Source organism: Polaribacter sp. (genome assembly GCF_049276715.1).
Classification (GTDB): Bacteria; Bacteroidota; Bacteroidia; order Flavobacteriales; family Flavobacteriaceae; genus Polaribacter.
In genome coordinates, this window is sequence record NZ_JBASWY010000009.1 from 48,911 (window position 1) to 70,352 (window position 21,442).

The 21,442-nt window shown below is 29.0% G+C and carries 22 protein-coding genes and 1 tRNA gene; 13 read left to right on the forward strand and 10 right to left on the reverse strand.

The window, feature by feature from the left end:
- Positions 1-91: 91 nt before the first annotated feature.
- Positions 92-1,717 (forward strand): family 16 glycosylhydrolase, encoded by a 1,626-nt coding sequence (locus WAO74_RS02365; RefSeq protein WP_422159355.1) that lies wholly within the window; start codon positions 92-94, stop codon positions 1,715-1,717.
- A gap of 105 nt (positions 1,718-1,822) precedes the next feature.
- Positions 1,823-2,011 carry a hypothetical protein gene (locus WAO74_RS02370; protein ID WP_422159357.1) on the forward strand — a complete coding sequence of 63 codons (189 nt, stop codon included), beginning with the start codon at positions 1,823-1,825 and terminating at the stop codon, positions 2,009-2,011.
- On the opposite strand, the gene pyrF is transcribed toward WAO74_RS02370, so the two are convergent.
- Positions 2,001-2,825, reverse strand: coding sequence for an orotidine-5'-phosphate decarboxylase (gene pyrF, locus WAO74_RS02375; protein WP_422159358.1), 825 nt, complete (start codon positions 2,823-2,825; stop codon positions 2,001-2,003). The genes WAO74_RS02370 and pyrF overlap by 11 nt on opposite strands.
- Before the next feature lie 84 nt (positions 2,826-2,909).
- Here pyrF and WAO74_RS02380 point away from each other — a divergent pair, with 84 nt between their 5' ends.
- The 5 genes from WAO74_RS02380 to WAO74_RS02400 all read left to right on the forward strand — a co-directional run bounded on the left by WAO74_RS02380 (position 2,910) and on the right by WAO74_RS02400 (position 5,721).
- Positions 2,910-3,398 carry a TlpA family protein disulfide reductase gene (locus WAO74_RS02380; RefSeq protein WP_422159359.1) on the forward strand — a complete coding sequence of 163 codons (489 nt, stop codon included), beginning with the start codon at positions 2,910-2,912 and terminating at the stop codon, positions 3,396-3,398.
- An 87-nt stretch (positions 3,399-3,485) separates the two neighbouring features.
- A complete protein-coding gene (gene tpiA, locus WAO74_RS02385; protein WP_422159361.1) occupies positions 3,486-4,244 on the forward strand; it encodes a triose-phosphate isomerase in 759 nt (252 codons plus the stop codon).
- A 75-nt stretch (positions 4,245-4,319) separates the two neighbouring features.
- Positions 4,320-5,159, forward strand: a complete 840-nt coding sequence (gene prmA / locus WAO74_RS02390; RefSeq protein WP_422159362.1) for a 50S ribosomal protein L11 methyltransferase — start codon at positions 4,320-4,322, stop codon at positions 5,157-5,159.
- 10 nt (positions 5,160-5,169) lie between these two features.
- Entirely contained in the window at positions 5,170-5,445 is a 276-nt protein-coding gene (locus tag WAO74_RS02395; RefSeq protein WP_422159364.1) for an ATP-dependent Clp protease adaptor ClpS, read from the forward strand.
- Between the two features lie 3 nt (positions 5,446-5,448).
- Positions 5,449-5,721, forward strand: a complete 273-nt coding sequence (locus WAO74_RS02400) for a hypothetical protein (protein WP_422159366.1) — start codon at positions 5,449-5,451, stop codon at positions 5,719-5,721.
- Positions 5,722-6,319: 598 nt separating this feature from the next.
- On the opposite strand, the gene WAO74_RS02405 is transcribed toward WAO74_RS02400, so the two are convergent.
- From WAO74_RS02405 to WAO74_RS02420, 4 genes are all read right to left on the reverse strand, one after another.
- Positions 6,320-7,057 (reverse strand): SOS response-associated peptidase, encoded by a 738-nt coding sequence (locus WAO74_RS02405; RefSeq protein ID WP_422159368.1) that lies wholly within the window; start codon positions 7,055-7,057, stop codon positions 6,320-6,322.
- Between the two features lie 372 nt (positions 7,058-7,429).
- Positions 7,430-7,506, reverse strand: a tRNA-Arg gene (locus WAO74_RS02410).
- 57 nt (positions 7,507-7,563) lie between these two features.
- Positions 7,564-7,797, reverse strand: a complete 234-nt coding sequence (locus WAO74_RS02415) for a DUF2007 domain-containing protein (protein ID WP_422159370.1) — start codon at positions 7,795-7,797, stop codon at positions 7,564-7,566.
- 10 nt (positions 7,798-7,807) lie between these two features.
- Positions 7,808-7,960, reverse strand: coding sequence for an SsrA-binding protein (locus tag WAO74_RS02420; RefSeq protein WP_422159371.1), 153 nt, complete (start codon positions 7,958-7,960; stop codon positions 7,808-7,810).
- A gap of 622 nt (positions 7,961-8,582) precedes the next feature.
- Between WAO74_RS02420 and WAO74_RS02425 the strand changes: the two genes are divergently transcribed.
- Complete coding sequence (locus WAO74_RS02425) at positions 8,583-9,515, forward strand: calcium/sodium antiporter (protein WP_422159373.1); 933 nt, start codon at positions 8,583-8,585, stop codon at positions 9,513-9,515.
- Positions 9,516-9,525: 10 nt separating this feature from the next.
- Here WAO74_RS02425 and WAO74_RS02430 read toward each other — a convergent pair whose 3' ends face one another.
- Complete coding sequence (locus tag WAO74_RS02430; RefSeq protein WP_422159374.1) at positions 9,526-10,734, reverse strand: MFS transporter; 1,209 nt, start codon at positions 10,732-10,734, stop codon at positions 9,526-9,528.
- Between the two features lie 268 nt (positions 10,735-11,002).
- Between WAO74_RS02430 and WAO74_RS02435 the strand changes: the two genes are divergently transcribed.
- Genes WAO74_RS02435 through WAO74_RS02445 form a run of 3 tightly spaced genes read left to right on the forward strand, consistent with a single transcriptional unit; the run spans position 11,003 to position 12,998 of the window.
- Positions 11,003-11,314, forward strand: a complete 312-nt coding sequence (locus WAO74_RS02435; protein ID WP_422159375.1) for a hypothetical protein — start codon at positions 11,003-11,005, stop codon at positions 11,312-11,314.
- Between the two features lies 1 nt (position 11,315).
- Entirely contained in the window at positions 11,316-12,365 is a 1,050-nt protein-coding gene (locus WAO74_RS02440; protein ID WP_422159376.1) for an SMP-30/gluconolactonase/LRE family protein, read from the forward strand.
- 18 nt (positions 12,366-12,383) lie between these two features.
- Positions 12,384-12,998, forward strand: a complete 615-nt coding sequence (locus WAO74_RS02445; RefSeq protein ID WP_422159377.1) for a DUF1684 domain-containing protein — start codon at positions 12,384-12,386, stop codon at positions 12,996-12,998.
- Positions 12,999-13,000: 2 nt separating this feature from the next.
- Here WAO74_RS02445 and ade read toward each other — a convergent pair whose 3' ends face one another.
- Together ade and WAO74_RS02455 are read right to left on the reverse strand one after the other, a co-directional pair.
- Positions 13,001-14,623, reverse strand: coding sequence for an adenine deaminase (gene ade, locus WAO74_RS02450; RefSeq protein WP_422159379.1), 1,623 nt, complete (start codon positions 14,621-14,623; stop codon positions 13,001-13,003).
- Positions 14,624-14,640: 17 nt separating this feature from the next.
- Positions 14,641-15,249 carry a hypothetical protein gene (locus WAO74_RS02455; RefSeq protein WP_422159381.1) on the reverse strand — a complete coding sequence of 203 codons (609 nt, stop codon included), beginning with the start codon at positions 15,247-15,249 and terminating at the stop codon, positions 14,641-14,643.
- An 85-nt stretch (positions 15,250-15,334) separates the two neighbouring features.
- On the opposite strand from WAO74_RS02455, the gene WAO74_RS02460 reads away from it, so the two are divergent.
- Both WAO74_RS02460 and WAO74_RS02465 read left to right on the forward strand, forming a co-directional pair.
- Positions 15,335-16,045 carry a peptidoglycan DD-metalloendopeptidase family protein gene (locus WAO74_RS02460; RefSeq protein ID WP_422159382.1) on the forward strand — a complete coding sequence of 237 codons (711 nt, stop codon included), beginning with the start codon at positions 15,335-15,337 and terminating at the stop codon, positions 16,043-16,045.
- A 90-nt stretch (positions 16,046-16,135) separates the two neighbouring features.
- Entirely contained in the window at positions 16,136-19,411 is a 3,276-nt protein-coding gene (locus tag WAO74_RS02465; RefSeq protein WP_422159384.1) for an amidohydrolase family protein, read from the forward strand.
- 206 nt (positions 19,412-19,617) lie between these two features.
- Here WAO74_RS02465 and WAO74_RS02470 read toward each other — a convergent pair whose 3' ends face one another.
- Positions 19,618-20,169, reverse strand: coding sequence for a 5-formyltetrahydrofolate cyclo-ligase (locus WAO74_RS02470; protein WP_422159386.1), 552 nt, complete (start codon positions 20,167-20,169; stop codon positions 19,618-19,620).
- A gap of 10 nt (positions 20,170-20,179) precedes the next feature.
- Positions 20,180-21,427 (reverse strand): NAD(P)/FAD-dependent oxidoreductase, encoded by a 1,248-nt coding sequence (locus WAO74_RS02475; protein WP_422159388.1) that lies wholly within the window; start codon positions 21,425-21,427, stop codon positions 20,180-20,182.
- Positions 21,428-21,442: the final 15 nt, after the last annotated feature.

Below are 21,442 nucleotides of genomic sequence, written 5' to 3' on the forward strand. Positions count from 1 at the left end.
CTATTTTAACATAGTGTATGGTTTTTATATAGGTGTTTTTTCATCTAGCTTAACCTGACCATATTATTTTTAACAGATTAAAATTATAAAAATGAAAAATCTTTTACTTATTTATTGTTTATTAGTATCATATACATTTTATTCTCAAGTCAAAGTAGAAGACGATTTCGAAGGAAATGGAACTATTTCCAGCTGGTTTGGAGATGGTACATCAATAAATACAAATTTTTCGAACCCATTTAAAAATGACAGCAATAATTCTAACACTGTTCTAAAATATGATGATGGAGGAGCTCAATATGCCAACCTAAGATTTGACATCAATAAAAAATTTGATTTATCTGAAAATTACACCTTCTCTTTAAAAATATATGTTCCTTCGAATTCGATTACAGGCAGTCAAACAAATAAGATTTCATTTAAATTACAAGACAATTCCAATCCTAATGGTTTAGCTCCTTGGCAAACACAAGCTGAAATTATAAAAACTATAGTTTTAAATCAATGGCAAACTATTACTTTTAATTATAAAGATGATACAATTATTTATCAGAATATAGGTACAAATGCAACACAAAGAACCGATTTTAATAGAGTTTTAATACAAGTTAATGGTGAGGATAATAATGATAAAGTTATAGCCTATTTAGATGATTTTTTATATGATGGGACCATAGAAGAAAGCAATGACCCAGAAGATCCAGTTTTTGATAACTTAGTTTGGTCTGATGAGTTTGATGGAAATGGAGAGATTGATAAAGATAAATGGTTTCAGCAGACTAGACCAATTATTAATGGTGTGGATTGGGCAAATGGTGAAATTCAACATTACACAGATAGAACAGATAATTCTTATGTAAGTAATGGTACATTAAAAATTTTAGCCAAAAAAGAAGCCTACACTAGCTATGCAGTTCTAAAGAATTACACCTCAGCTAGATTGAATTCTAAATATGCATTCACCTATGGTAAAGTAGAAATTAGGGCTAAAATGCCTATAGGGGTTGGTACCTTTCCTGCTTTATGGATGCTAGGACAAAACATTACAGAAAATGGTGGTTACTGGGCAGCAACTCATGGAACTACAGGATGGCCAGATTGTGGAGAAATAGACATCATAGAACATTGGGGAGATAATCAGGATTTTGTTCAAAGTGCACTGCATAACAGATCTAGTTTTGGTGGAACCATAAATAAAGGAGGAAGAACTATAAGCAATGCTTCTAGTACATTTCATATTTATACTTTAGATTGGAACTCTACTAAAATGACTTTCAGTGTAGATGGTATTGTGCACTATGTTTACAATCCTTCAAATAAAAACATACAGAATTGGCCTTATTTTGCACCACAATACTTACTTTTTAATGTGGCTATTTTACCAAACATAACATCTTCTTTTACAGAAAGTGCTATGGAAATTGATTATGTAAGAGTTTACCAACAATCTCGTAATTTAAGCGTTAATGATGAAAGTATAGATACAAATTCAATTTACGCATATCCTAACCCAGTCATAGATAATTTAACTATTAAGGGAAATATAGACTCAAATTCAAATTTAACTCTCTATGACATTACAGGAAAGAAAATACATATTTTTAAACAGAATAGCAATGTTAAAAACCACGATATTTCTTTCTTAAAAAAAGGAATTTACTTTTTAAAAATAGCTACTCAAAATACCCATAAAACTCTAAAGATAATTAAAGGGTAAGTTATTTGTTTTAAGAATTTTAGGAGATTATTTTATTTTAAAAAAGATTTTTCGCATCCTCTTTTTTATTATATTTACTTTCTTAACCTTTCTTTATTTTATTACATGTACCACAAAAGACAATTTAACATTTACAAAAACCATCTTATTAAAAGATATTCAGAACTTATAGAAAAATCTAACGATTATAGATTTGAGGATGAAGCCCAAAGTGATTTAGCTGCCTATAAAGCAATGAAAATACAAGAGAAAATTAATCAAGTTCGTTATTTAGATAGAGAAGTTACTTTTTAAATTTCTCTAATATCTCTTTCATTTCTAATTGTAACTCTTTTGCTTTCTTAGCTGCTTTTTCAGCAAAATCATTTGAATTGGAAGCATAAATAATACCTCTAGAAGAATTAACCAATAAGCCAATATTTTTAGACAAACCATACTTACAAACATCTTTTAAATTGCCACCTTGAGCACCAACTCCTGGAACTAAAAGAAAAGAATCTGGTACAATCTTTCTAATTTCTTTAAAATATTCAGCTTTCGTGGCTCCAACAACGTACATTAAGTTTTCTGAATTTCTCCAGTTTTTAGAAGTTTCCAAAACGTGTTTATATAATTCCCTGTCTCCAATTTCTTTCGTTTGAAAATCAAAAGCACCCTGATTAGAAGTTAAAGCTAACATAATAGTATGTTTGTCTTTAAATGCCAAAAAAGGCTCAATAGAATCTTTACCCATATAAGGAGCAACAGTAACAGAATCAAACCCTAAATCTTCAAAAAAAGCTTTGGCATACATACTAGAAGTATTGCCAATATCTCCTCTTTTTGCATCTGCAATTGTAAAAATTTCTGGATACTTTTTATTGATATATTCTATCGTTTTTTCTAAAGATTTCCATCCTTTAATACCATAAGCTTCATAGAAAGCTGTATTCGGTTTATAAGCCACACACAAGTGATGAGTAGCATCAATAATTGCTTTATTAAACTCAAAAATGGGGTCTTCTAAAGCTAATAAATGAGGTGGAATTTTAGTTAAATCTACATCTAAACCAATGCATAAAAAAGATTTTTTTTGATTTATTTGTGATATTAATTCTTGTGTTGTCATTACTTTTACTTAAACTTTTACAAAAGTACTATTTTTAACTTTCTGCATTTGTAAGTTATTCAGTTTTTAATGGACAAAATTTAAATGAAAAAAATAATTCTTTTAGTAGTATTCGCTTTTATAAGTTGTTCAGATGAACCAAAACAGTTTTCTGAAGAAGCAAATTTAGAAATGTTAATCGGCTTAGACAATTCTAAAATAACTTTAAGAGAAGTTTTGTATCAACACAAAGGAAAAAAAATATTTATAAATGTTTGGGCTTCTTGGTGCAAAGATTGTATTGTAGGTTTTCCGAAAGAAAAAGAATTGCAAAAACAGTTTCCTGAAGCTGTATTTTTATTTTTATCGGTAGATTTAGACAAACCTTCATGGAAAAGAGCTATTAACAAGTATAATTTAGTTGGCGAACATTATAATCTTCCAAAAGGAATGAATGATGGAGATTTTGTAGATTTCATTAATTTAAATTGGATTCCTAGATATATAATTATTAATGAAGAAGGGGAAATTGCACTTTTTAAAGCCACAAACACCTCTGATAAAGAAATTTACAAAGCTTTAAAAACGAATTAATACATCGTTTTAGTAACTATTTATATTTCTTAACATTATTTACTTATCATTTCTTAAATTTACAATCATATTCAAAATACATAATTTATGAGAACAAAAATAGTAGCTGGAAATTGGAAAATGAATGTTAATGAAGTTGAATCTACAGAACTAATTCAAGAAATAAAGAATTCTATTCAAAACTTACCATTAGAAAATACAAGAGTTATTGTAGCTCCGTCTTTTATAAATTTAGCTTCAGCTGTAAAAAATGCTGATAATTCTAAAATAGAAGTTGCTGCGCAAAACATGCACGAAGCAACTAGTGGTGCTTTTACAGGTGAAGTTTCTGCAGACATGTTAAAATCTGTGGGAATTAAAACCATTATTTTAGGTCATTCTGAAAGAAGATCTCTTTTTAATGAAGATGATGAATTACTATCTAAAAAAATAGATACAGCTTTAGCAAACGACTTAGAAGTTATTTTTTGTATTGGCGAACATTTAGAAGAAAGAAAAACGGACAACTATTTACTAGAAGTTGGTAGTCAAATAAAAAACTCTTTATTTCATTTAGAAGCAAAAGACTGGAAAAATATAATTCTTGCTTACGAGCCAGTTTGGGCAATTGGTACAGGTGAAACTGCTAGCCCAGAACAAGCCCAAGAAATGCATTATTTTATTAGAAATGCAATTGCTAAAAAATACAATAAAGAATTAGCCGCAAATGTGTCTATTTTATATGGTGGAAGCGTAAAACCTTCGAACGCAGAAGAAATCTTCTCTCAAGCAGATGTAGATGGAGGTTTAATTGGTGGAGCATCTTTAAAAGCAAATGATTTTACTGCAATTATAAAAGCTATTTAAAATAGTTATTTTGTAAAACTTCTTATAAAAACCAATAAATTTGCATCAAGATTTAAAACTCTTGATGCTTTTTTTATGAAGGATAATATATACATAGAATATAATTTCGAAATTACGCCCAAAGAACCTGCCACAGAAATTCTAATTGCTGAATTAGGTTTTACAGGTTTTGAGAGTTTTGTAGAAAACGAAAATGGAGTAACTGCTTACATTCAAAAAACAGATTGGTATTCTACCATTCTTGATGATGTTTTTGTTTTAAAATCCAATGAATTTTCCATTAAATACAATCTAGAAGAAGTTGCACAAACCAATTGGAATGAAGAGTGGGAAAAAAATTTCACACCTATTCAAGTTGATGATTTAGTGAGTATTAGAGCTCCTTTTCATAAAAATCCTGGTTTAAAATATGATATAGTTATAGAACCAAAAATGAGCTTTGGTACTGGGCATCATGAAACTACACACATGATGATTCAGCATTTACTAAAACTAGAATTAGAAAATAAAAAGGTTTTAGATATGGGCTGTGGAACTGGTATTTTAGCAATTTTTGCTGAAATGAAAAAAGCAAACCCAATAGATGCCATAGACATAGATAATTGGTGTTATGAAAATTCTATCGAAAATGTAGAGAGAAATAACTGTAAAAATATAACCGTATTAGAAGGAGACTCCTCAATTTTAATCAATAAAAAATACGACATTATCATTGCCAATATAAATAGAAATATTTTATTAATGGACATGAAAATATACACAGACTGTTTAAATGATAAAGGAATTCTTCTATTAAGTGGGTTTTACGAACAAGATATTCCAATTATAAATGCAGAAGTTTCTAAATATGACTTAAAATTAGAATCGTTTATAGAAAGAAATAATTGGGTTGCATTAAAATACAATAAATTGTAATTTTGTTATTATGAGCACAAAAGAAAAAATACAAGAAGAAATAGACGTTCTTGAACAAGAAACAAATCAGCATGAAATTGTTTTGCATAATGATGACGTAAACACTTTCGATTTTGTGATAGATTCTTTAATAGATGTCTGCGAACACACTTTAGAACAAGCAGAACAGTGTGCAATGCTAGTTCATTATAAAGGAAAATGTACTGTAAAATCGGGAGAATTTAAAGATTTAGAGCCAAGATGCTCTAAATTATTACATTTAGGTTTATCTGCAGAATTGGTTTAAAAGATGGAAAATGTTTTAAAATACTATGAGTTTTCTGGGTTTAAAAAAGATAACTCTAATACTTTTAATGGAAATGAAATCTCTTTTTCAGAATTAAATTCCCAACACTATTTAATTTTTGAAAAATCTGAGAACACTTACAATTTGTATGTTTCTAAATATCTTCAAAAAAAAGATATAGGTGTTAATCCACCTGAAATACTAGAACTTCTTACTAAAAATTACGATAAAAGTATCCCAGAACACAGACTATTAATTAAGCAATATTTAAATTAAACTCGAGAAATTCTCGAGTTTATTATTTTATATCGTTTTTAAAATTGATGTCTAAACTTCTAACTATTTTTTTATAATGAAGAAGACCCTTAACAGTATTGTTAAGAGTCCTTTCAATTTTATATTAGGGATATAAAATTATTTTACACTTAGGGGTATAAAACTATGTTTTTAATGCTCACTATTATAAATAGCAAATCATCATTCATTTAAACTGAATTAATTTAAAATAAAATTAACGCAAGTTAAATTGGCTATGAAATTGTTTATGAAATAAGGTTGATGTAAATTTTAAAATTTCTACTTTGTAAAGTACTGTAAAGTAAGAAACTCTTATATTAGAAAATAGATTTCTAATGATTTTTGGGGTAAGTCCAAAGACTTTATTTTTTAAAGTATCCATTCTTGGGGGGATTTAGGATTATACTTGTTTTACTTCTGCTAAAGTATATATAACATTTTTAACTCACAAATATTTTTTCACTTTTTTTTTAAAATTATTGCTAAATAAATTAAAATGCAAAAAAAACTCACCTAAAATAATAAGTTTTTGTAACCATCTCGTTTACAAAACAATTGGATGTTTTCTTTTTTATTTTTAAAACAATCCCTTTTGAAATTCTACCTTATGTAAAATACTAGCCGTATTTGTATCGACAGAAGTTTTAAAAAGATCTTTAGATACTGGGTAAGCAATTAGTTCTTGCTTTGTAAATGTATGCAGTAATGTTTTAATCGAATCTTCATCTGAGGTGTGCAACCATTCCCAATAATCATTCGGATCTAAAATTAGCGGCATTCTATAGCTACCCAATTTATTTGGTTTATTGTGTATTTCTTTAAAAAAAGAATTTGCTTCTGTTGTAATTAATGAAGCTGAATACCTTGGCTTTGTAACTTTATCTTCAATAACAGAATAGATGCCAGCAAAAGCAAATAGTTTATTATTTTTCTCTTTAAAATAATAAGGGATTTTTTCATTGGTTCCTGCAGCTGTATAAGGTTCAAAAAAACCATCTGCAATAATAATACACTTTTTAAATTTTATAAACTTACTAAATAAATTACTATCAAATAAACGTTCTTTAGTTGCGTTTAAGGTGTTATTTTTAGCCAAAAAATTGGTTCTTTTAGACAAGTTGTAATGGGTTGGTAAAATCCCCCAAGTTGCTAAATCTATTAAGGTTTCATCATCTTGTTTTATAATTGATAAGTTTTTAGTTTCCCAACCATTAAAATGATAATACGATTCAAACAAAAGTGGCGAATTATAAACTGCATCAAAAACTTGGGTTATTTCGTTTTCTTCTTTAGTTAATGAAATATGAAAACACATAATTTTTTATTTAAAGATACTATTTTAGGCTATTTACTAAAAAAATATTTTTACATGCATCACAAAATCCTTTAAAATAAATGTTATTCTCCGGTTGTAACAAAAATAAAATAGTACAAAGCCATCTTCTATTTTAAACCCAAATAAACCAAACAGACAAAGAAATAGACACTATGGTTTCTAAGTTGTATGGGTTCACAGAAGAGGGAATTGCAATAGTAGAGAACTAGTAAATCATTGCGTATTTGCAGAGAAATCTTTTAGATTGGAGCATACTAGTATAAAAAGAAAAAAAATGAGGAAATAATAGGCAAATCGTGTGAAAATAAAAAAACCAGCATTTACAAAAACGTTGTAAAGTGCTGATTTTATTGGTGACCATGACAGGATTCAAACCTGTAACCTCTTGAGCCGTAATCAAGTGCGCTATTCAGTTGCGCCACATGGCCTTTTTGCGGTTGCAAATATAATAGCATTTTTTCTAATTAGAAAGAGGATAACCCTTTTTATGAGTTTATTTCTTTTTCATAGGTTGCTAAAATATCTTCAGCTTTTTCTAAATCATTTTCTAATACATGTATTTCTACAGAAGTAGACTGCTCTCCAAAACCTCCTAATCTTGCAGATTCAAATCGATCTTTAATTATATAATGAATTTGTTCTTTTTCTAAAAGAACTTTTAAGCCATTAATAATAATATTACTATCAGTAAATAATTTGATATACTCGTTATTCATCATTTTGTTTTTTTTAGTCTAGAGAATTGATAGTTACAAAAGCCTTCCAACCAATTATTGCCAATTGATATTTAGAAGCTTTAGAAACATCCAACTTTTTTTTAGTGTAAGAAGGTAGTAAAACTTTATTAATTTTTGCCAAAGTTTTAAAAAATTGTTTTTTCATTATAGTTTGATTGTTTGTCAAATTTAATAAAAAATAACAACTCACTCTTTTAAGAATGAGCTGTTATTAAAAACTACTTTTCCTTCTTCTAAATTCTTTATTTGGTTAAAATTTAATACTGCAAGTTTAGCATCAATTTATATTTTGTTTGTTAATGAAATCTAACTTTATAGAATCCACTATTTCGTTCATTTTTTTCTTTTTAGGTAAATATTAAAACTAATATTCCTGAAATAAATTTGATGATTTTAAGAGCTATAATAATCATAATTAGTTAGTTTTATAGGTTGATAAATAGATTCATTTTTAAAATATTTTTTGAATATATAATTTTTGAATTCTACTTTCCAAATACTTTAAAGCCTATTTTTTAAATTGATTTAACATTATAAATCTATTAAATACTTTTTGTTATAATGTATAACCTACAAATCTTAATTTATGTTATTATATGTAACTTATTTTATATTTTATATTAAATTGTGTTAGCAATTAAAGACCCTGTTTTTATCATTTCTAAAAAGCAAAGGGAAAGTCATTATTTAAAACCCTTTTTAATCGGTTTTCATCATTCTATTGATTTCTAAATTGATAAAAACGTATCTTTGCACAAAATATATAAATGAATTATTTATTAATAATTGGAGGTTTGATTTTGTTGATTTTAGGAGGGAATTGGCTTTTGAAATCTGCAGTTGCTTTATCATTAAAACTAAATATTTCGAAAGCAGTTATTGGTTTAACTGTAGTTTCTTTTGCAACTTCTGCACCAGAACTTATTGTTAGCCTAAATGCTGCCTTAAATGGTTCGTCAGACTTGGCTCTGGGAAATATTATTGGATCTAATATTGCAAATTTAGGTTTAGTTTTAGGAATAACTTTACTATTAGGTTCAATTCAAGTAGCCAAAAACTTTTATAAAATAGACTGGCCAGTAATGATGATTGCCTCTGGTTTACTCTTTTTATTTTTAGCAAATGATAAAGTAATTGAACAAAATGAAGGTATTCTTTTGGTATCTTTTTTAATTATTTTTATTCTTTATCTGTTAAAAAAGCAAAAAAACATTGTAGTTGATGAAATTGTAGAAAAAGAAATTCAAATACCAAATTATAAAACTGCATTATTACTTATTCTTGGTGGTTTTGGGCTTTGGGCTGGCTCAGAATTATTAATAAATGGAGCAACTGCATTAGCTGTAGATTTTGGAGTTACAGAGCGCGTTATTGGTGTAACAATCGTTTCTATTGGTACAAGTATTCCAGAATTAGCAGCGTCTATAATTGCAGTAGTTAAAAAAGAAAAAGCGATCTCTTTAGGAAATTTAATTGGTTCGAATATCTTTAATATTTTAGCAGTTATTGGAATTACATCCCTAATTACGCCTATTTCTCTCTCAGATGAAAGGCTTTTTACAAACGATATTTATTGGATGATAGGTATTTCTTTCATTATTTTACCACTAGTTTTGCTACCAAAAAAATACTTGTTAACTTGGAAAGAAGGCTGTATTCTCTTGTTAACTTATACTGCTTTTATTTATATGATAATTTAAACTAAAAAAATTAAATAGGTTTTTCTCTTTGAAGCATTTTTATCAATAGCAATAAAACTACAACTCCAATAAATGCAAAAGCAGTAAAAACATACCAAGTTATTTCGTAACCAAATTTAGCTATCAATTGCATTCCACTATTGTGACTAAAAATACTTGCCAACGAAAAAGAGATGGCATACATGGCCATATATTCTCCTTGATTTCCTTTTTTCCCTCTTTCTAAAGCAAAAGAATTCGAAAACGGAAAAGCAATCATTTCTCCTATAGTCATTAATAAAATTCCAACTATTAAAATACCAAACCAAGAAGTTAAATTTAGAACCAGAAAACTTAGTGATACCAAGAATAATCCAATTGCGAATAATTTTGCCTTAGAATTGTTCGTTTTTACCAACCAATTAATTAATGGCATTTCGAACAAGAAAATAAAAAAACCGTTAAAACCCATTAACAAGCCAATTTCTAATTCCGATAAAAAACGAATATCTTTATAATACAAAGGCATTGTAGAAAAGTATTGCATAAAGGTAAATCCGAAAATAAACATCGCTATAAAAAATACCCAAAATGCCTTGTCTGAATAAACAGAAACAGGGTTTTCTACTTTTACTTCATCTAACACTTTTACTTTCTTCGGATTCAAAACTTGCAAAAGCAAAATTGCTGCCAAGAAACAAGTAATACCATCTACCCAAAATAAACCTTGATAACCAATTCCTGTAATTATCAATCCACCAATTGCAGGTCCTGCAGAAAAACCCAAATTAATTGCCAAACGAATTAAAGTAACAGAACGAGTTTTATTTTCTGGTTTGCTATAGGCACTTAAAGCTACAAACATAGCAGGTCTAAATATATCTGCAACCAACATTACCAAGAAAATACCCGCACAAAAACCAGAAAAACTAGTTACATATTGCAATAGAATAAAGAAAATTGCAGTTAAAACTAAACTACCAAACATAACTTTGTAATAGCCAATTTTGTCTGTCAATTTTCCTCCAAGCCATGTGCCAACTAAAGAACCCAAACCCCAAAAAGATAAAATAATGCCCACATCAGAAATTGCAAAACCTAGACTTTTATTCAAATACAAAGACAAAAAAGGAATCACCATAGTTCCAGATCTGTTTATAAAAGTAATAAATGCCAACCACCAAACTTCATTCGAAAGTCCTTTAAAAGTATTGATGTAATTTTTAAATAAATTTTTCATTTTGGTTCATTTAAATGTTGCTAAATAAAAATCTAGCAACAAAAACTTATAAGTTCTATTAAAACAAAAAGTCCGACTTTGAAGTCGGACTTTAATAATTTGATTTTTATATAGATACTATCAAAACATATTTACAGACCGATTTTTGTGGTTATTCCACGAAATTTGGGTAAAGAATGCAATGACATTTCTCATTTTATGATTTCTATTGATGGTATAAAACTACATAAAATAATTGAATGTTGTATTTTTGGATAAAATAATATTTATGAAAAAAATTCAAAGTTTCTATTTTATTCAATTTTTGGTTATTCTTTTCGCGTTGACGTCTCAAAGTTGTGCCTCAAAAAGAGATGCAGTTATTATTGATAAAGAAGCAGTTTTAAAAAGATATGATTACAATTTATATGATAATAATGTCCTTTATATAGTAGATGGAAACGAAGTAAATGCTGATGATATAAAAAAGATACCCACTCAAAATATTGATTCTGTTACAGTTATAAAAGGAGAAAAAGATATTGCAAAGTATACTGATAAAAAATATGATGGCGTAATCATTATTAAAATGAAGAAATAAAATGAAGTTCAAAAAAAGAATATTTTATGCAATCCTTATTTTATTAGTGCTTTTTGTAGCTAATATTTTCATCTCTACAGGATATTTTAGAACCATCGAAAATAAATTTAATGGAAAGATTTTAAAAAAAATAAATATTGCTGGTGCTGAAGATATTACAATTAGCAGAAAAGATAGTTTTGCAATTGTTTCATCTACAATTAGAAATAAATTTCCAAACACCAAACAAGAAATTGGTGGCTTGTATTTTATTGATTTAAAAAATAACAACTTCTCTCCTATTCTTTTAACCAAAGATTTTAAAAAACCTTTTGCACCTCATGGAATCTCTATTTATCAAAAAGATAATAAAACAACTATTGCTGCGATAAACCACACTTTACAAGGTGAATTTATAGAAATTTTCACTTTAGTTGATACGTTGTTAACTCATCAAAAAACATTAAAAAACAAGCTCATTTTTAGCCCTAATGATCTTGTTTTGTTAGATGAAAATCGTTTTTATTTTACTAACGATCATAAATACAAAGACGGAATTGGAAGACTTTCAGAAGATTATTTAGGGCTTTCAATTTCTAATGTTATCTATTTTGATGGAGAAAATTACACAGAAGTTGCAGATGGAATAGCCTATTCAAATGGAATCAATTTTGACACAAATCGTAATTTAATTTTTGTGGCATCACCCAGAAAATTTTTAGTAAAAGTCTATCAAAAAAACAAGGATAATAGTTTAACATTTATAGAAAATATTGATTGTAAAACTGGTGTTGATAATATAGAATTTGATAAAAATAATAACTTATGGGTTGGTGCTCATCCTAATTTATTGCATTTTGCAGCCTACGCAAAAGGTGACAAAGAAACTTCTCCCTCAGAAATTATTAAAATAAATTACATCAAAAAAGGAGATTATTCCATTGAACAAGTTTATTTAGAAAATGGAGAAAAAATGTCTGGATCAACTGTTGCTGCTCCTTTTGGGAATTTAATACTGTCTGGAAATGTGATGGATAGTCATTTTTTAATTTTAAAACCAAATTCTAACTAATTCTATACTTTTGCAACCATGAAAAAAATAACATTAATTTTATCATTATTCTTGATGATTTCTTGCAATTCTCAAGACAAAAGACCATTAATTGGCGAAACTGAATATCAACAAAAATTAAATGCAAGTTATAAAGATGCCTCCAAATCTCCTTTAAAAAAGAAGGATTTAAAAGATTTTAAAGGCTTAGATTTTTTTCCTGTAGATAGTAGTTTTATAGTAACTGCAAAGTTGATAAAAACAGAAAATGCGCCTACTTTCGAAATGGCAACAACTACAGACAGAAAGCCTTTGTACAAAGAATATGGTATTTTAAAATTCAGTTTAAAAGGGAAAAATTTACAACTTACCATCTACCAAAGTCAAGATGATTTGCGTGATGAAAAATACAAAGATTATCTCTTTTTACCATTTACAGACAATACTTCTGGAGAAGAATCTTATGGTGGAGGACGTTACATGGATGTTTTAACTACAGACGAAAAATCGGATGGAACGATTGTTTTAAATTTTAACAACACTTACAACCCATATTGTGCATATAATGATCGATATTCTTGCCCATTAACACCAAGAAAAAATCATCTAGATATTGAAATAAAAGCTGGGGTTAAGGTTTTTGAAAAACATTAGTTTTATTTAATTTCTAAAGAGGTAAACTTAAAACTGGTTCCATCAAACAAACCTTTGTCAGATAATTTTAAAGACGGAATTACCAACAACGCCATAAAAGACAAACTCATATAAGGTGCTTTTAATTTACTGCCCATTTCTTTCGCCATTTTATCTAAAGCTGCATAAGCTTTTCCTATTTCTTGAGCAGATTTGTCAGACATAATTCCTGCAACTGGTAGAGGAACTATTTTTTCTTCAGATTGATTTACAGCGCAAACTCCACCTCTATTTTCGATAATTAAATTTACAGCTTTACAAATTGCTTCGTCTGAAACTCCAACTGCAATAATGTTATGAGAATCATGGCCAACAGAACTTGCAATGGCTCCTTCTTTCAATCCGAAATTTTTGATAAATGCAATTGCTGGTTGTTCGTTTTTATAACGATTCACCACTGTCATTTTTAAAATATCGGTTTTGGTATTTGAAACTAAATTCCCTTCTTCAATCAAAGAATCTGCTTCAATTTGATTGGTAATTAATTCGCCATCTAAAGCTTCTATCACTATAATTTTTTCTGATGATGAATGAAACTCAAAATCTGAAATCTTCTTTTTATCAGTATTGAAATTATTGAGTATTTCAAATTCAACATCTTTTACAAAACTCTTTCCATTTTTTGCAACCAATTCACCATTAATATAAGTTTCTAAAACAGTAAAATTCTCTAAATTATCAACCACAATAAAATCTGCAAAATCGTCTTTTTGCAACAAACCAACCTCTAAATTATAATGTTTTACAGGATTTACGCAAGCTGCTTGCAACACTTTAAAAACATCAATTCCTTTGGCAACTGCTCTTTCACATAGCTGATTGATGTGACCTAGCAACAAATCATCTGGATGTTTGTCATCGGAACAAAACATCATATTTTTATAATTTTCTGGCAACAAATCAATCAAAGCTTCAAAGTTTTTTGCAGCAGAACCTTCTCTAATAATCACTTTCATTCCTTTTTCTAATTTCTCTTTTGCTTCATCAAAAGAAAAACATTCGTGATCTGTAGAAATTCCAGCAGCAATATATTTGCTAACATCTTTACCTCTTAAACCTGGTGCATGACCATCTATGGGTTTATGGTTGTTTTTTGCATGTTGTATTTTTGCCAAAACTTCTTCATCATTAAATAAAACTCCAGGATAATTCATCATTTCTGCTAAATATTTTATGTCAGGGTTTTCCATCATCAATTGAATATCATCAGCATTTATAATGGCTCCAGCACTTTCAAAAGAAGTTGCAGGCACACAACTTGGTGCTCCAAAATTAAATTTTAACGGAACTTTTTTTCCGTTTTCAATCATAAACTCAACTCCTTTAACACCTAAAACATTGGCAATTTCGTGCGGATCTGAAACTGTTGCAACTGTGCCATGAATTACTGCAATTTTTGCAAATTCTGATGGAACCAACATGGAGCTTTCTATATGAATATGGGCATCTACAAAACCAGGTAAAATGTAGTTTTCTTTATTGTGAATTGACTCCCGAATTTCTAAAATCTTTTTATTTTTAACTTCAATTTCTCCTTTATAAATTCGTTTGTTTTGTATGTCAACAATATTTCCTTGTATTATCATTTTAATCAAATTATCTATTAATGTAATAGCAGAATTCTAACTAATAATTTATTAAAATCCCTCCATTTAATCCAACCTGTTTTCAGTTCTGTATCAGCTTCGATATATGTTTCGCATTTTATTGCAAATGAAACCTCAAGCCAAAACTCTCCTTGACTTTCAATTATATCAATTACTTTCAGAACATCATTTTTACAAGTGTTTATCACATAATTAGTGTCACTTTCATTTGGTTTATTTTTAAATAAGTTCAACTTGTCGATTCTTTGAACTGAAGCACTCATCAATATAGCATCCCAAGTTTTAAAAATATAATTTCTATCATTTGGAACAAATCCTATTTCTGAATCATTAATTAAAATCTTATAATATTTACCATATTTTTCAAGACAAATAAAATGATAAAGACCATAATCTGGTTTGTAAAAGAAAGGAATTATTTTATCTGTTTTAATTCTTTTTGTCAATAAACTATCTGAAAAAATATTCTTAGGGTGAGACATATCTTCAAATAAATAAGGATTTTTAGCAATTGTAAATCCAATCCCTAAATCAATTGGTTCATTATTTTGACCATTAACTAAGGTAAATGATAAGCAAGAAATAAGCACTATCCAGGTTTTCATTTTTATCAAATAAGCATTCCAAACAAAACTACAAATAATAAAAAGTTATTTTCAAAAATCTAATTCAATTATTCTATTTTTGATTATGGATGAAAAACAGCACTATCAAAAGTTTAAAGATTGGTCTAAAAACCAAGAAATATCTTTAACTGAATTATTTCCATCAATTGGAAAAAACGAAATTTATCATATTGATTTAAGCACAAAAAATACCACTGTAAAGACAGAAGCAGAATTTAATAATCCCGTTTTTTTTGAAGAGAAATTGCAAGAAATTCAAAAACAAAATCCTACAAAAGTTATTGCTGGTGGGTATTTAGAAAAACGCGCTTTGTATACTTCCAATATTTATAATGATGAAAATTCTTCAGAAAAAAGAAATATTCATTTGGGCGTCGATTTTTGGTTGCCAGAAAAAACGCCTATTCATAGTTTGTTTGATGGCGAAATTGTTTGTGCTGTTCATCAAAAAGAATACAAAGGTTATGGAGGTTTTATCATCTTAAAACATCAATTTCAAGAAGTAGAATTTTATACTTTATATGGTCATTTATCAGAAAAAAGTGTTCTAAAATTTAATACTGGAGATAAAATTAACAAAAATGAGCCAATTGGGGTTTTAGGAAACTATTTAGAAAATGGAGAATGGGTTCCTCATTTACATTTTCAAATCATGCTAAATTTATTAGATTATAAAAATGATTTTCCTGGAGTTGCTTTCGAAAGTAGAATTGATTTCTGGCAAACAATTTGCCCTAATCCAAACTTATTATTTAAGAGTGATGCTTTGCTTTAGTTTTACACATTCATCTATAAAAATCCTTTTTAAAAAATTTAAAATATAAATCTTACCTTTCACCAACATAATTTCTAACCAACTACAATCATGTATAAAAATTTATTTTTACTGCTGCTTTTATCCATTTCAATTCAAATCAATTCTCAGAAGAAAGAAGAAAAACAGAAAGAATGGGATGTGAATAACCCTCATGAAGACTGGAAATACAATACGTTTAACCTAAACACAACAGAAGGAACTTGGATGAATTTAGACATTTCTCCTGATGGAAAGACGATTGTTTTCGATTTGTTAGGTGACATTTATAAAATGCCAATTGCTGGAGGAAAAGCAACCATTTTACGCTCTGGTTTGGCTTATGAAGTGCAACCTAAATTTAGTCCAAATGGAAAATACATTTCGTTTACAAGTGATGCTGAAGGTGGGAACAATATTTGGGTAATGACTGCTGATGGTAAAGAAGCAAAATCAATTACCAAAGAAAAATACACTTTACTAAATAACGCAGTTTGGACGCCAGATGGAAAAAGTTTAGTAGCAAGAAAACACTTTACTTCGCAAAGGTCTGTTGGTGCTGGAGAAATGTGGCAATATCCACTTTCTGGTGAAGCAGGTTTGCAATTAACCAAAAGAAAAAACGATCAGCAAGATGTGAATGATCCATCAATTTCTTCGGATGGAAAATATTTATATTATGCAGAAGACATGTATCCTGGAGGTTTTTTTCAATATAATAAAGATCCTAATAGTCAAATTTACGCAATCTTTCAGTACAACTTTGAAACTGGAGAAACAGAGCAAATTACGGGTGGTCCAGGTGGAGCTGCAAGACCTGTAATTTCTAAAGATGGTAAATTTTTAGCCTTTGTAAAACGTGTGAGAACAAAGTCGGTTTTATACATTCACGAACTAGAAACAGGAAAAGAATATCCTATTTACGAGAATTTAAGTAAAGACCAAAGTGAAGCTTGGGCTGTTTTTGGAGTCTATCCATATTTTTCTTGGATGCCAGATAACCAAGAAATTATTATTTGGGCACAGGGAAAAATTAATAAAATAAATGTTGAAACCAAGCAAATTGAAAACATTCCTTTTCAAGTAAATCAAGATATTAAATTAGCACAAACACATCGTGTAAAAAGAAAAGTTTTTGAAGAAGAATTTACATCGAAAATGATAAAAGATGTACAAACCTCTGCTGATGAAAAAATAATCGTTTTTACTTCTTTAGGGCACATTTATAAAAAAGAAATGCCAGATGGAACTCCAACAAGAATTACAACTTTAACAGATTTTGAAGCAGACCCTAGTTTTTCTGCAGATGGAAAATCGGTTTTGTTTGTAACATGGAATGATGAAAATTTTGGGGCGATTTACAAAGTAAATTTAGATGGTTCTGGATTAGAGAAAATTACCAAAGAAAAAGGAATTTACAGAACACCAAGTTATAACAGTTCTGGTTCGCAAATTGTGTATGAAAAAGAATCTGGAAATGGCGATCAAGGTTTTGATTACACAAAAAACACAGGACTTTATTTAGCAAACGCAGACGGAAGTGCTGCCAAAAGAATTTCTAAAACTGGAGAATTTCCTACTTTTTCTGCAGATGATAAACGATTATTTTTCCAAACAGGAGGTTCTTTTTTTGGTGGTTTAACCAAAAACTTAAAAAGTGTAGATTTGAATGGAAAAGAAGAAAGAAGTCATTTTTCATCGAAACTAGCCAACAGATTAGTACCAAGTAAAGACAACAAATGGATTGCTTTTATTCATTTACACAAATTATATGTAGCACCTTTTGTGATGAATGGAAGTGAAATTAATGTTGACCAAAATACCAAATCATTTAACGTAGAAAGTTTGTCTAAAAACGCAGGAATCAATTTGCATTGGTCTGCAAATAATAGCAAAGTTTTCTGGACTTTGGGTGATGAATATTTTTCAAAATCTATTGTAAACAATACCACAAATCCTTTTGCAAAAACAAATTTAGTTGCAGATGATGCTGCAGGAATTAAAATCAATTTAAAAGAAAAATCAGATATTCCTCAAGGTAGAATTGCGTTTAAAAATGCACGAATTATTACCATGAATGGCAATGAAATTATTGAAGATGGAACCATTGTCATCTATCAAAATAAAATAGAAAAAATTGGTAAAACTTCTGATATAGATATTCCTTCTGATGCAAAAGTTTACAAAATGTTAGGCAAAACTATTATGCCTGGAATTGTAGATGTGCATGCACATGTGGGTGCTTTTAGAAACGGATTAAGCACACAAAAACATTGGCAATTTTATGCAAATTTGGCTTTCGGTGTTACCACTTCACATGATCCTTCTGTACACACAGCAGCTGCTTTTGCGTTGGAAGAATTGCAAAAAAGTGGACAATTAGTTGGCCCAAGAATGTTTTCTACAGGTTTTATTTTATATGGTGCAGAAGGCGATTTTAAAGCAGTTGTAAACAATTTAGAGGATGCTCGTTTTGCAATTGCAAGAACCAAAGCATTTGGTGCAAAATCGATAAAAAGTTACAATCAGCCAAGAAGGGAACAGCGTCAGCAAATTATGCAAGCAGCCAAAGAATTAGGTGTAAATGTGGTTCCTGAAGGTGGTTCTAATTTCTACTCAAACATGTCTATGATTTTTGATGGACATACAGGAATTGAACACAATATTCCTGTAAATCCTGTGTATAAAGATGTTTTATCACTTTGGAAAAATAGCAAAACTGGCTATACTCCTACCCTAATTGTAAATTATGGTGGTATGAATGGGGAGTTTGAATGGTATCAAAAAACAAATGTTTGGGAAAACGAAACGTTACTAAAATACACACCAAGATATGTGGTTGATCCACGTTCTAGACACAGAACAATGGTGCCTGAGGAAGAGTACAAAAACGGACATATTTTAACTTCTGAAACAGTTACAGCTTTGGCAAACGAAGGTGTAAAGGTTAATTTAGGTGCTCATGGACAATTACAAGGTTTAGGTGCTCATTGGGAATTATGGATGTTGCAACAAGGAGGTTTAAGCAATCATGAAGCTTTAAAAGCAGCGACTATAAATGGTGCAGATTATATTGGTATGGCTGATGAAATTGGCTCTTTAGAAAAAGGAAAATTAGCAGATTTAATTATTATGGATAAAAACCCTCTAGAAGACATAAAGAACTCTAATTCTGTAATTTACACTATGGTTAATGGTCGTTTGTATGATATTTCCACGATGAATGAAGTTGGAAATTACGATACGAAAAGAGGTAAGTTTTACTTTGAAATGGATGGCTACAATCAAGGAGTTCCATTTAATGCGAATACAAATAGTTTTACAACGCCAACTTGTAGTTGTCATTAAAAAGTATATCATATTTAGTAAAAAATAATTGTTATTGATAAATTCTATTTTTAGTTTTAAATATCTGAAAACAATTAAAACTCAAAATGTCTTTCTGAGCTTGTCGAAGAATAAAATTACGGAGTCTTCGACAGGCTCAGACTGACAAAAGTTAAATTCATTGCTATTTGGAGTCTTCGACAAGCTCAGACTGACTAACGTTAAATTTATTTCTTTGGATATACAACCAAATCCAAAGCAATATCAAAGGCATTTACATCATCAATTTTAGCAATAGGTTTAAAGAAATTTAAGCCTATTTTTTTACAATCTATTCTGCAATTCGATAAAAAGCGGTCGTAAAAACCTTTTCCATAACCAACTCTATAACCCAATTCATCAGAAATTAAAAGCGGAACAAATACCAAATCTATTTCAGTTTCTAAAACCGATCCAGCGTTTTTAGGTTCTGGAATTCCGAATTTGTTGAGTTCTAATTCTGTGTTTTCTTCTAAATAAAAATGTGTTAAAGTATTATTGGTAAAATCACTTTTACTCACAACAATTTTTTTCTGTTGATTCCTAAAATAGTCGATAATAGGAGTTGTATCTATCTCTTTAAATTTTTCAAGTGTTAGAAAAATATGAATATTTATTATTTCAGAAATATCTAAATCATAAATTTCATGGTAAATATTTTTTTGAAATTCAATTATTTCTTTGGTAGATAAATCTTGTCTTTTTTGTTTGTAAATTTTTCTTAATTCTTCCTTTTTCATCCGCCTAAAACTAAAACTTTCTGTCTACATGAAAAGGACTTAAATCTAAAGATCTTTTTTGTTCAGAAATAATTTCTGAAACCAATTTACCAGTTGCAGGCCCTAAACTCCAACCCATCATTGCATGACCTGTTGCAAAAGTTACGTTTTTGTATTTTGATGATTTTCCAATAAATGGCAATCCATCAGGTGAACAAGGTCGCAAACCACATTGTGCATTTGCTTTTTCATTGTCATTTATTTGTAATCCATTGTAATAATTTTCGCCTGCATTTGCAATTGCGTTTACTCTTTTTGGATTGATTGTATGATTAATTCCACCAATTTCCATGGTTCCTGCAAAACGTGTAAATCCGTTCATTGGGGTTACTGCCACTTTTGCTTCCAATAAAATTGCAGGAATGGTAATATTTGTTTCCCTTTCTACGTTAATTCTGTAGCCTTTTCCTGCTTGAATTGGAATATTCAAATTCAATTTTTTAGCAAAATTTTGAGACCAAGCACCTGTTGCAATTACAAACTCATCTGACTTAATTTGAAGATTTGTGGTTTTAATTGTTGTTATTTTATCATCAGAAATACTAATATCTACAACCTCTTCCTTTTCTAAAATACTTACACCCTTTCTTTTTAAATACGTTTTTAATTGAGGCATAAATTCATTGGGAGTCATGTGCGCATCTGAATGATAATAAACTGCTCCTTTGATATTTAAATCTACTTTTGGCTCTATTTTCTGAACTTCTTCTTTAGATAAATTCTCTACTTTTAAACCCAAATTAATTGCTTTTTTACCTGTATTCCACTCTTCTTCTCCTACTTTTTCTGTTTGGTAATACATCAACAATCCTTTCTTTTGATAAAAAAAATCAAACTCTTTTGACGCTAGAATTTCTTCATACAATTCTCTACTTAATAAATTTATATCCTTAATTACTGGAATTGCTTGGGCAACTTTTTTTGCTGTTGCCGATTTTTTAAATTGCCAAGACCATTTTATAAAATCGGCATCTAATCTTGGTTTAACATAAAAAGGACTTGCTGAATTAAACATCCATTTAATGCCTTTTGTTATCATTCCTGGTGAAGATAATGGAACAATATGACTTGGGGTGATATACCCAGCATTTACATAAGAGGCTCCTGATGAAAAATCAGATTTATCGATAACAGTTACTTTATGACCTTCTTTTTGCAAATAATAAGCAGAACATAAACCTATGATTCCACCTCCAATAATAATTACGCTTTTTGCCATTTTTAATTTGTTATA

Bases quoted from the DNA above. Each gene is read 5' to 3' on its own strand.
- WAO74_RS02370 (WP_422159357.1), top strand. From the start codon at position 1,823: ATGTACCACAAAAGACAATTTAACATTTACAAAAACCATCTTATTAAA.
- prmA (WP_422159362.1), top strand. From the start codon at position 4,320: ATGAAGGATAATATATACATAGAATATAATTTCGAAATTACGCCCAAA.
- WAO74_RS02445 (WP_422159377.1), top strand. From the start codon at position 12,384: ATGAAAAAAATAACATTAATTTTATCATTATTCTTGATGATTTCTTGC.
- WAO74_RS02440 (WP_422159376.1), top strand. From the start codon at position 11,316: ATGAAGTTCAAAAAAAGAATATTTTATGCAATCCTTATTTTATTAGTG.
- WAO74_RS02415 (WP_422159370.1), bottom strand. From the start codon at position 7,797: ATGATGAATAACGAGTATATCAAATTATTTACTGATAGTAATATTATT.
- WAO74_RS02460 (WP_422159382.1), top strand. From the start codon at position 15,335: ATGGATGAAAAACAGCACTATCAAAAGTTTAAAGATTGGTCTAAAAAC.
- WAO74_RS02455 (WP_422159381.1), bottom strand. From the start codon at position 15,249: ATGAAAACCTGGATAGTGCTTATTTCTTGCTTATCATTTACCTTAGTT.
- WAO74_RS02400 (WP_422159366.1), top strand. From the start codon at position 5,449: ATGGAAAATGTTTTAAAATACTATGAGTTTTCTGGGTTTAAAAAAGAT.
- tpiA (WP_422159361.1), top strand. From the start codon at position 3,486: ATGAGAACAAAAATAGTAGCTGGAAATTGGAAAATGAATGTTAATGAA.
- WAO74_RS02475 (WP_422159388.1), bottom strand. From the start codon at position 21,427: ATGGCAAAAAGCGTAATTATTATTGGAGGTGGAATCATAGGTTTATGT.
- WAO74_RS02470 (WP_422159386.1), bottom strand. From the start codon at position 20,169: ATGAAAAAGGAAGAATTAAGAAAAATTTACAAACAAAAAAGACAAGAT.
- WAO74_RS02420 (WP_422159371.1), bottom strand. From the start codon at position 7,960: ATGAAAAAACAATTTTTTAAAACTTTGGCAAAAATTAATAAAGTTTTA.
- WAO74_RS02365 (WP_422159355.1), top strand. From the start codon at position 92: ATGAAAAATCTTTTACTTATTTATTGTTTATTAGTATCATATACATTT.
- WAO74_RS02395 (WP_422159364.1), top strand. From the start codon at position 5,170: ATGAGCACAAAAGAAAAAATACAAGAAGAAATAGACGTTCTTGAACAA.
- WAO74_RS02425 (WP_422159373.1), top strand. From the start codon at position 8,583: ATGAATTATTTATTAATAATTGGAGGTTTGATTTTGTTGATTTTAGGA.
- WAO74_RS02430 (WP_422159374.1), bottom strand. From the start codon at position 10,734: ATGAAAAATTTATTTAAAAATTACATCAATACTTTTAAAGGACTTTCG.
- WAO74_RS02405 (WP_422159368.1), bottom strand. From the start codon at position 7,057: ATGTGTTTTCATATTTCATTAACTAAAGAAGAAAACGAAATAACCCAA.
- pyrF (WP_422159358.1), bottom strand. From the start codon at position 2,825: ATGACAACACAAGAATTAATATCACAAATAAATCAAAAAAAATCTTTT.
- ade (WP_422159379.1), bottom strand. From the start codon at position 14,623: ATGATAATACAAGGAAATATTGTTGACATACAAAACAAACGAATTTAT.
- WAO74_RS02465 (WP_422159384.1), top strand. From the start codon at position 16,136: ATGTATAAAAATTTATTTTTACTGCTGCTTTTATCCATTTCAATTCAA.
- WAO74_RS02435 (WP_422159375.1), top strand. From the start codon at position 11,003: ATGAAAAAAATTCAAAGTTTCTATTTTATTCAATTTTTGGTTATTCTT.
- WAO74_RS02380 (WP_422159359.1), top strand. From the start codon at position 2,910: ATGAAAAAAATAATTCTTTTAGTAGTATTCGCTTTTATAAGTTGTTCA.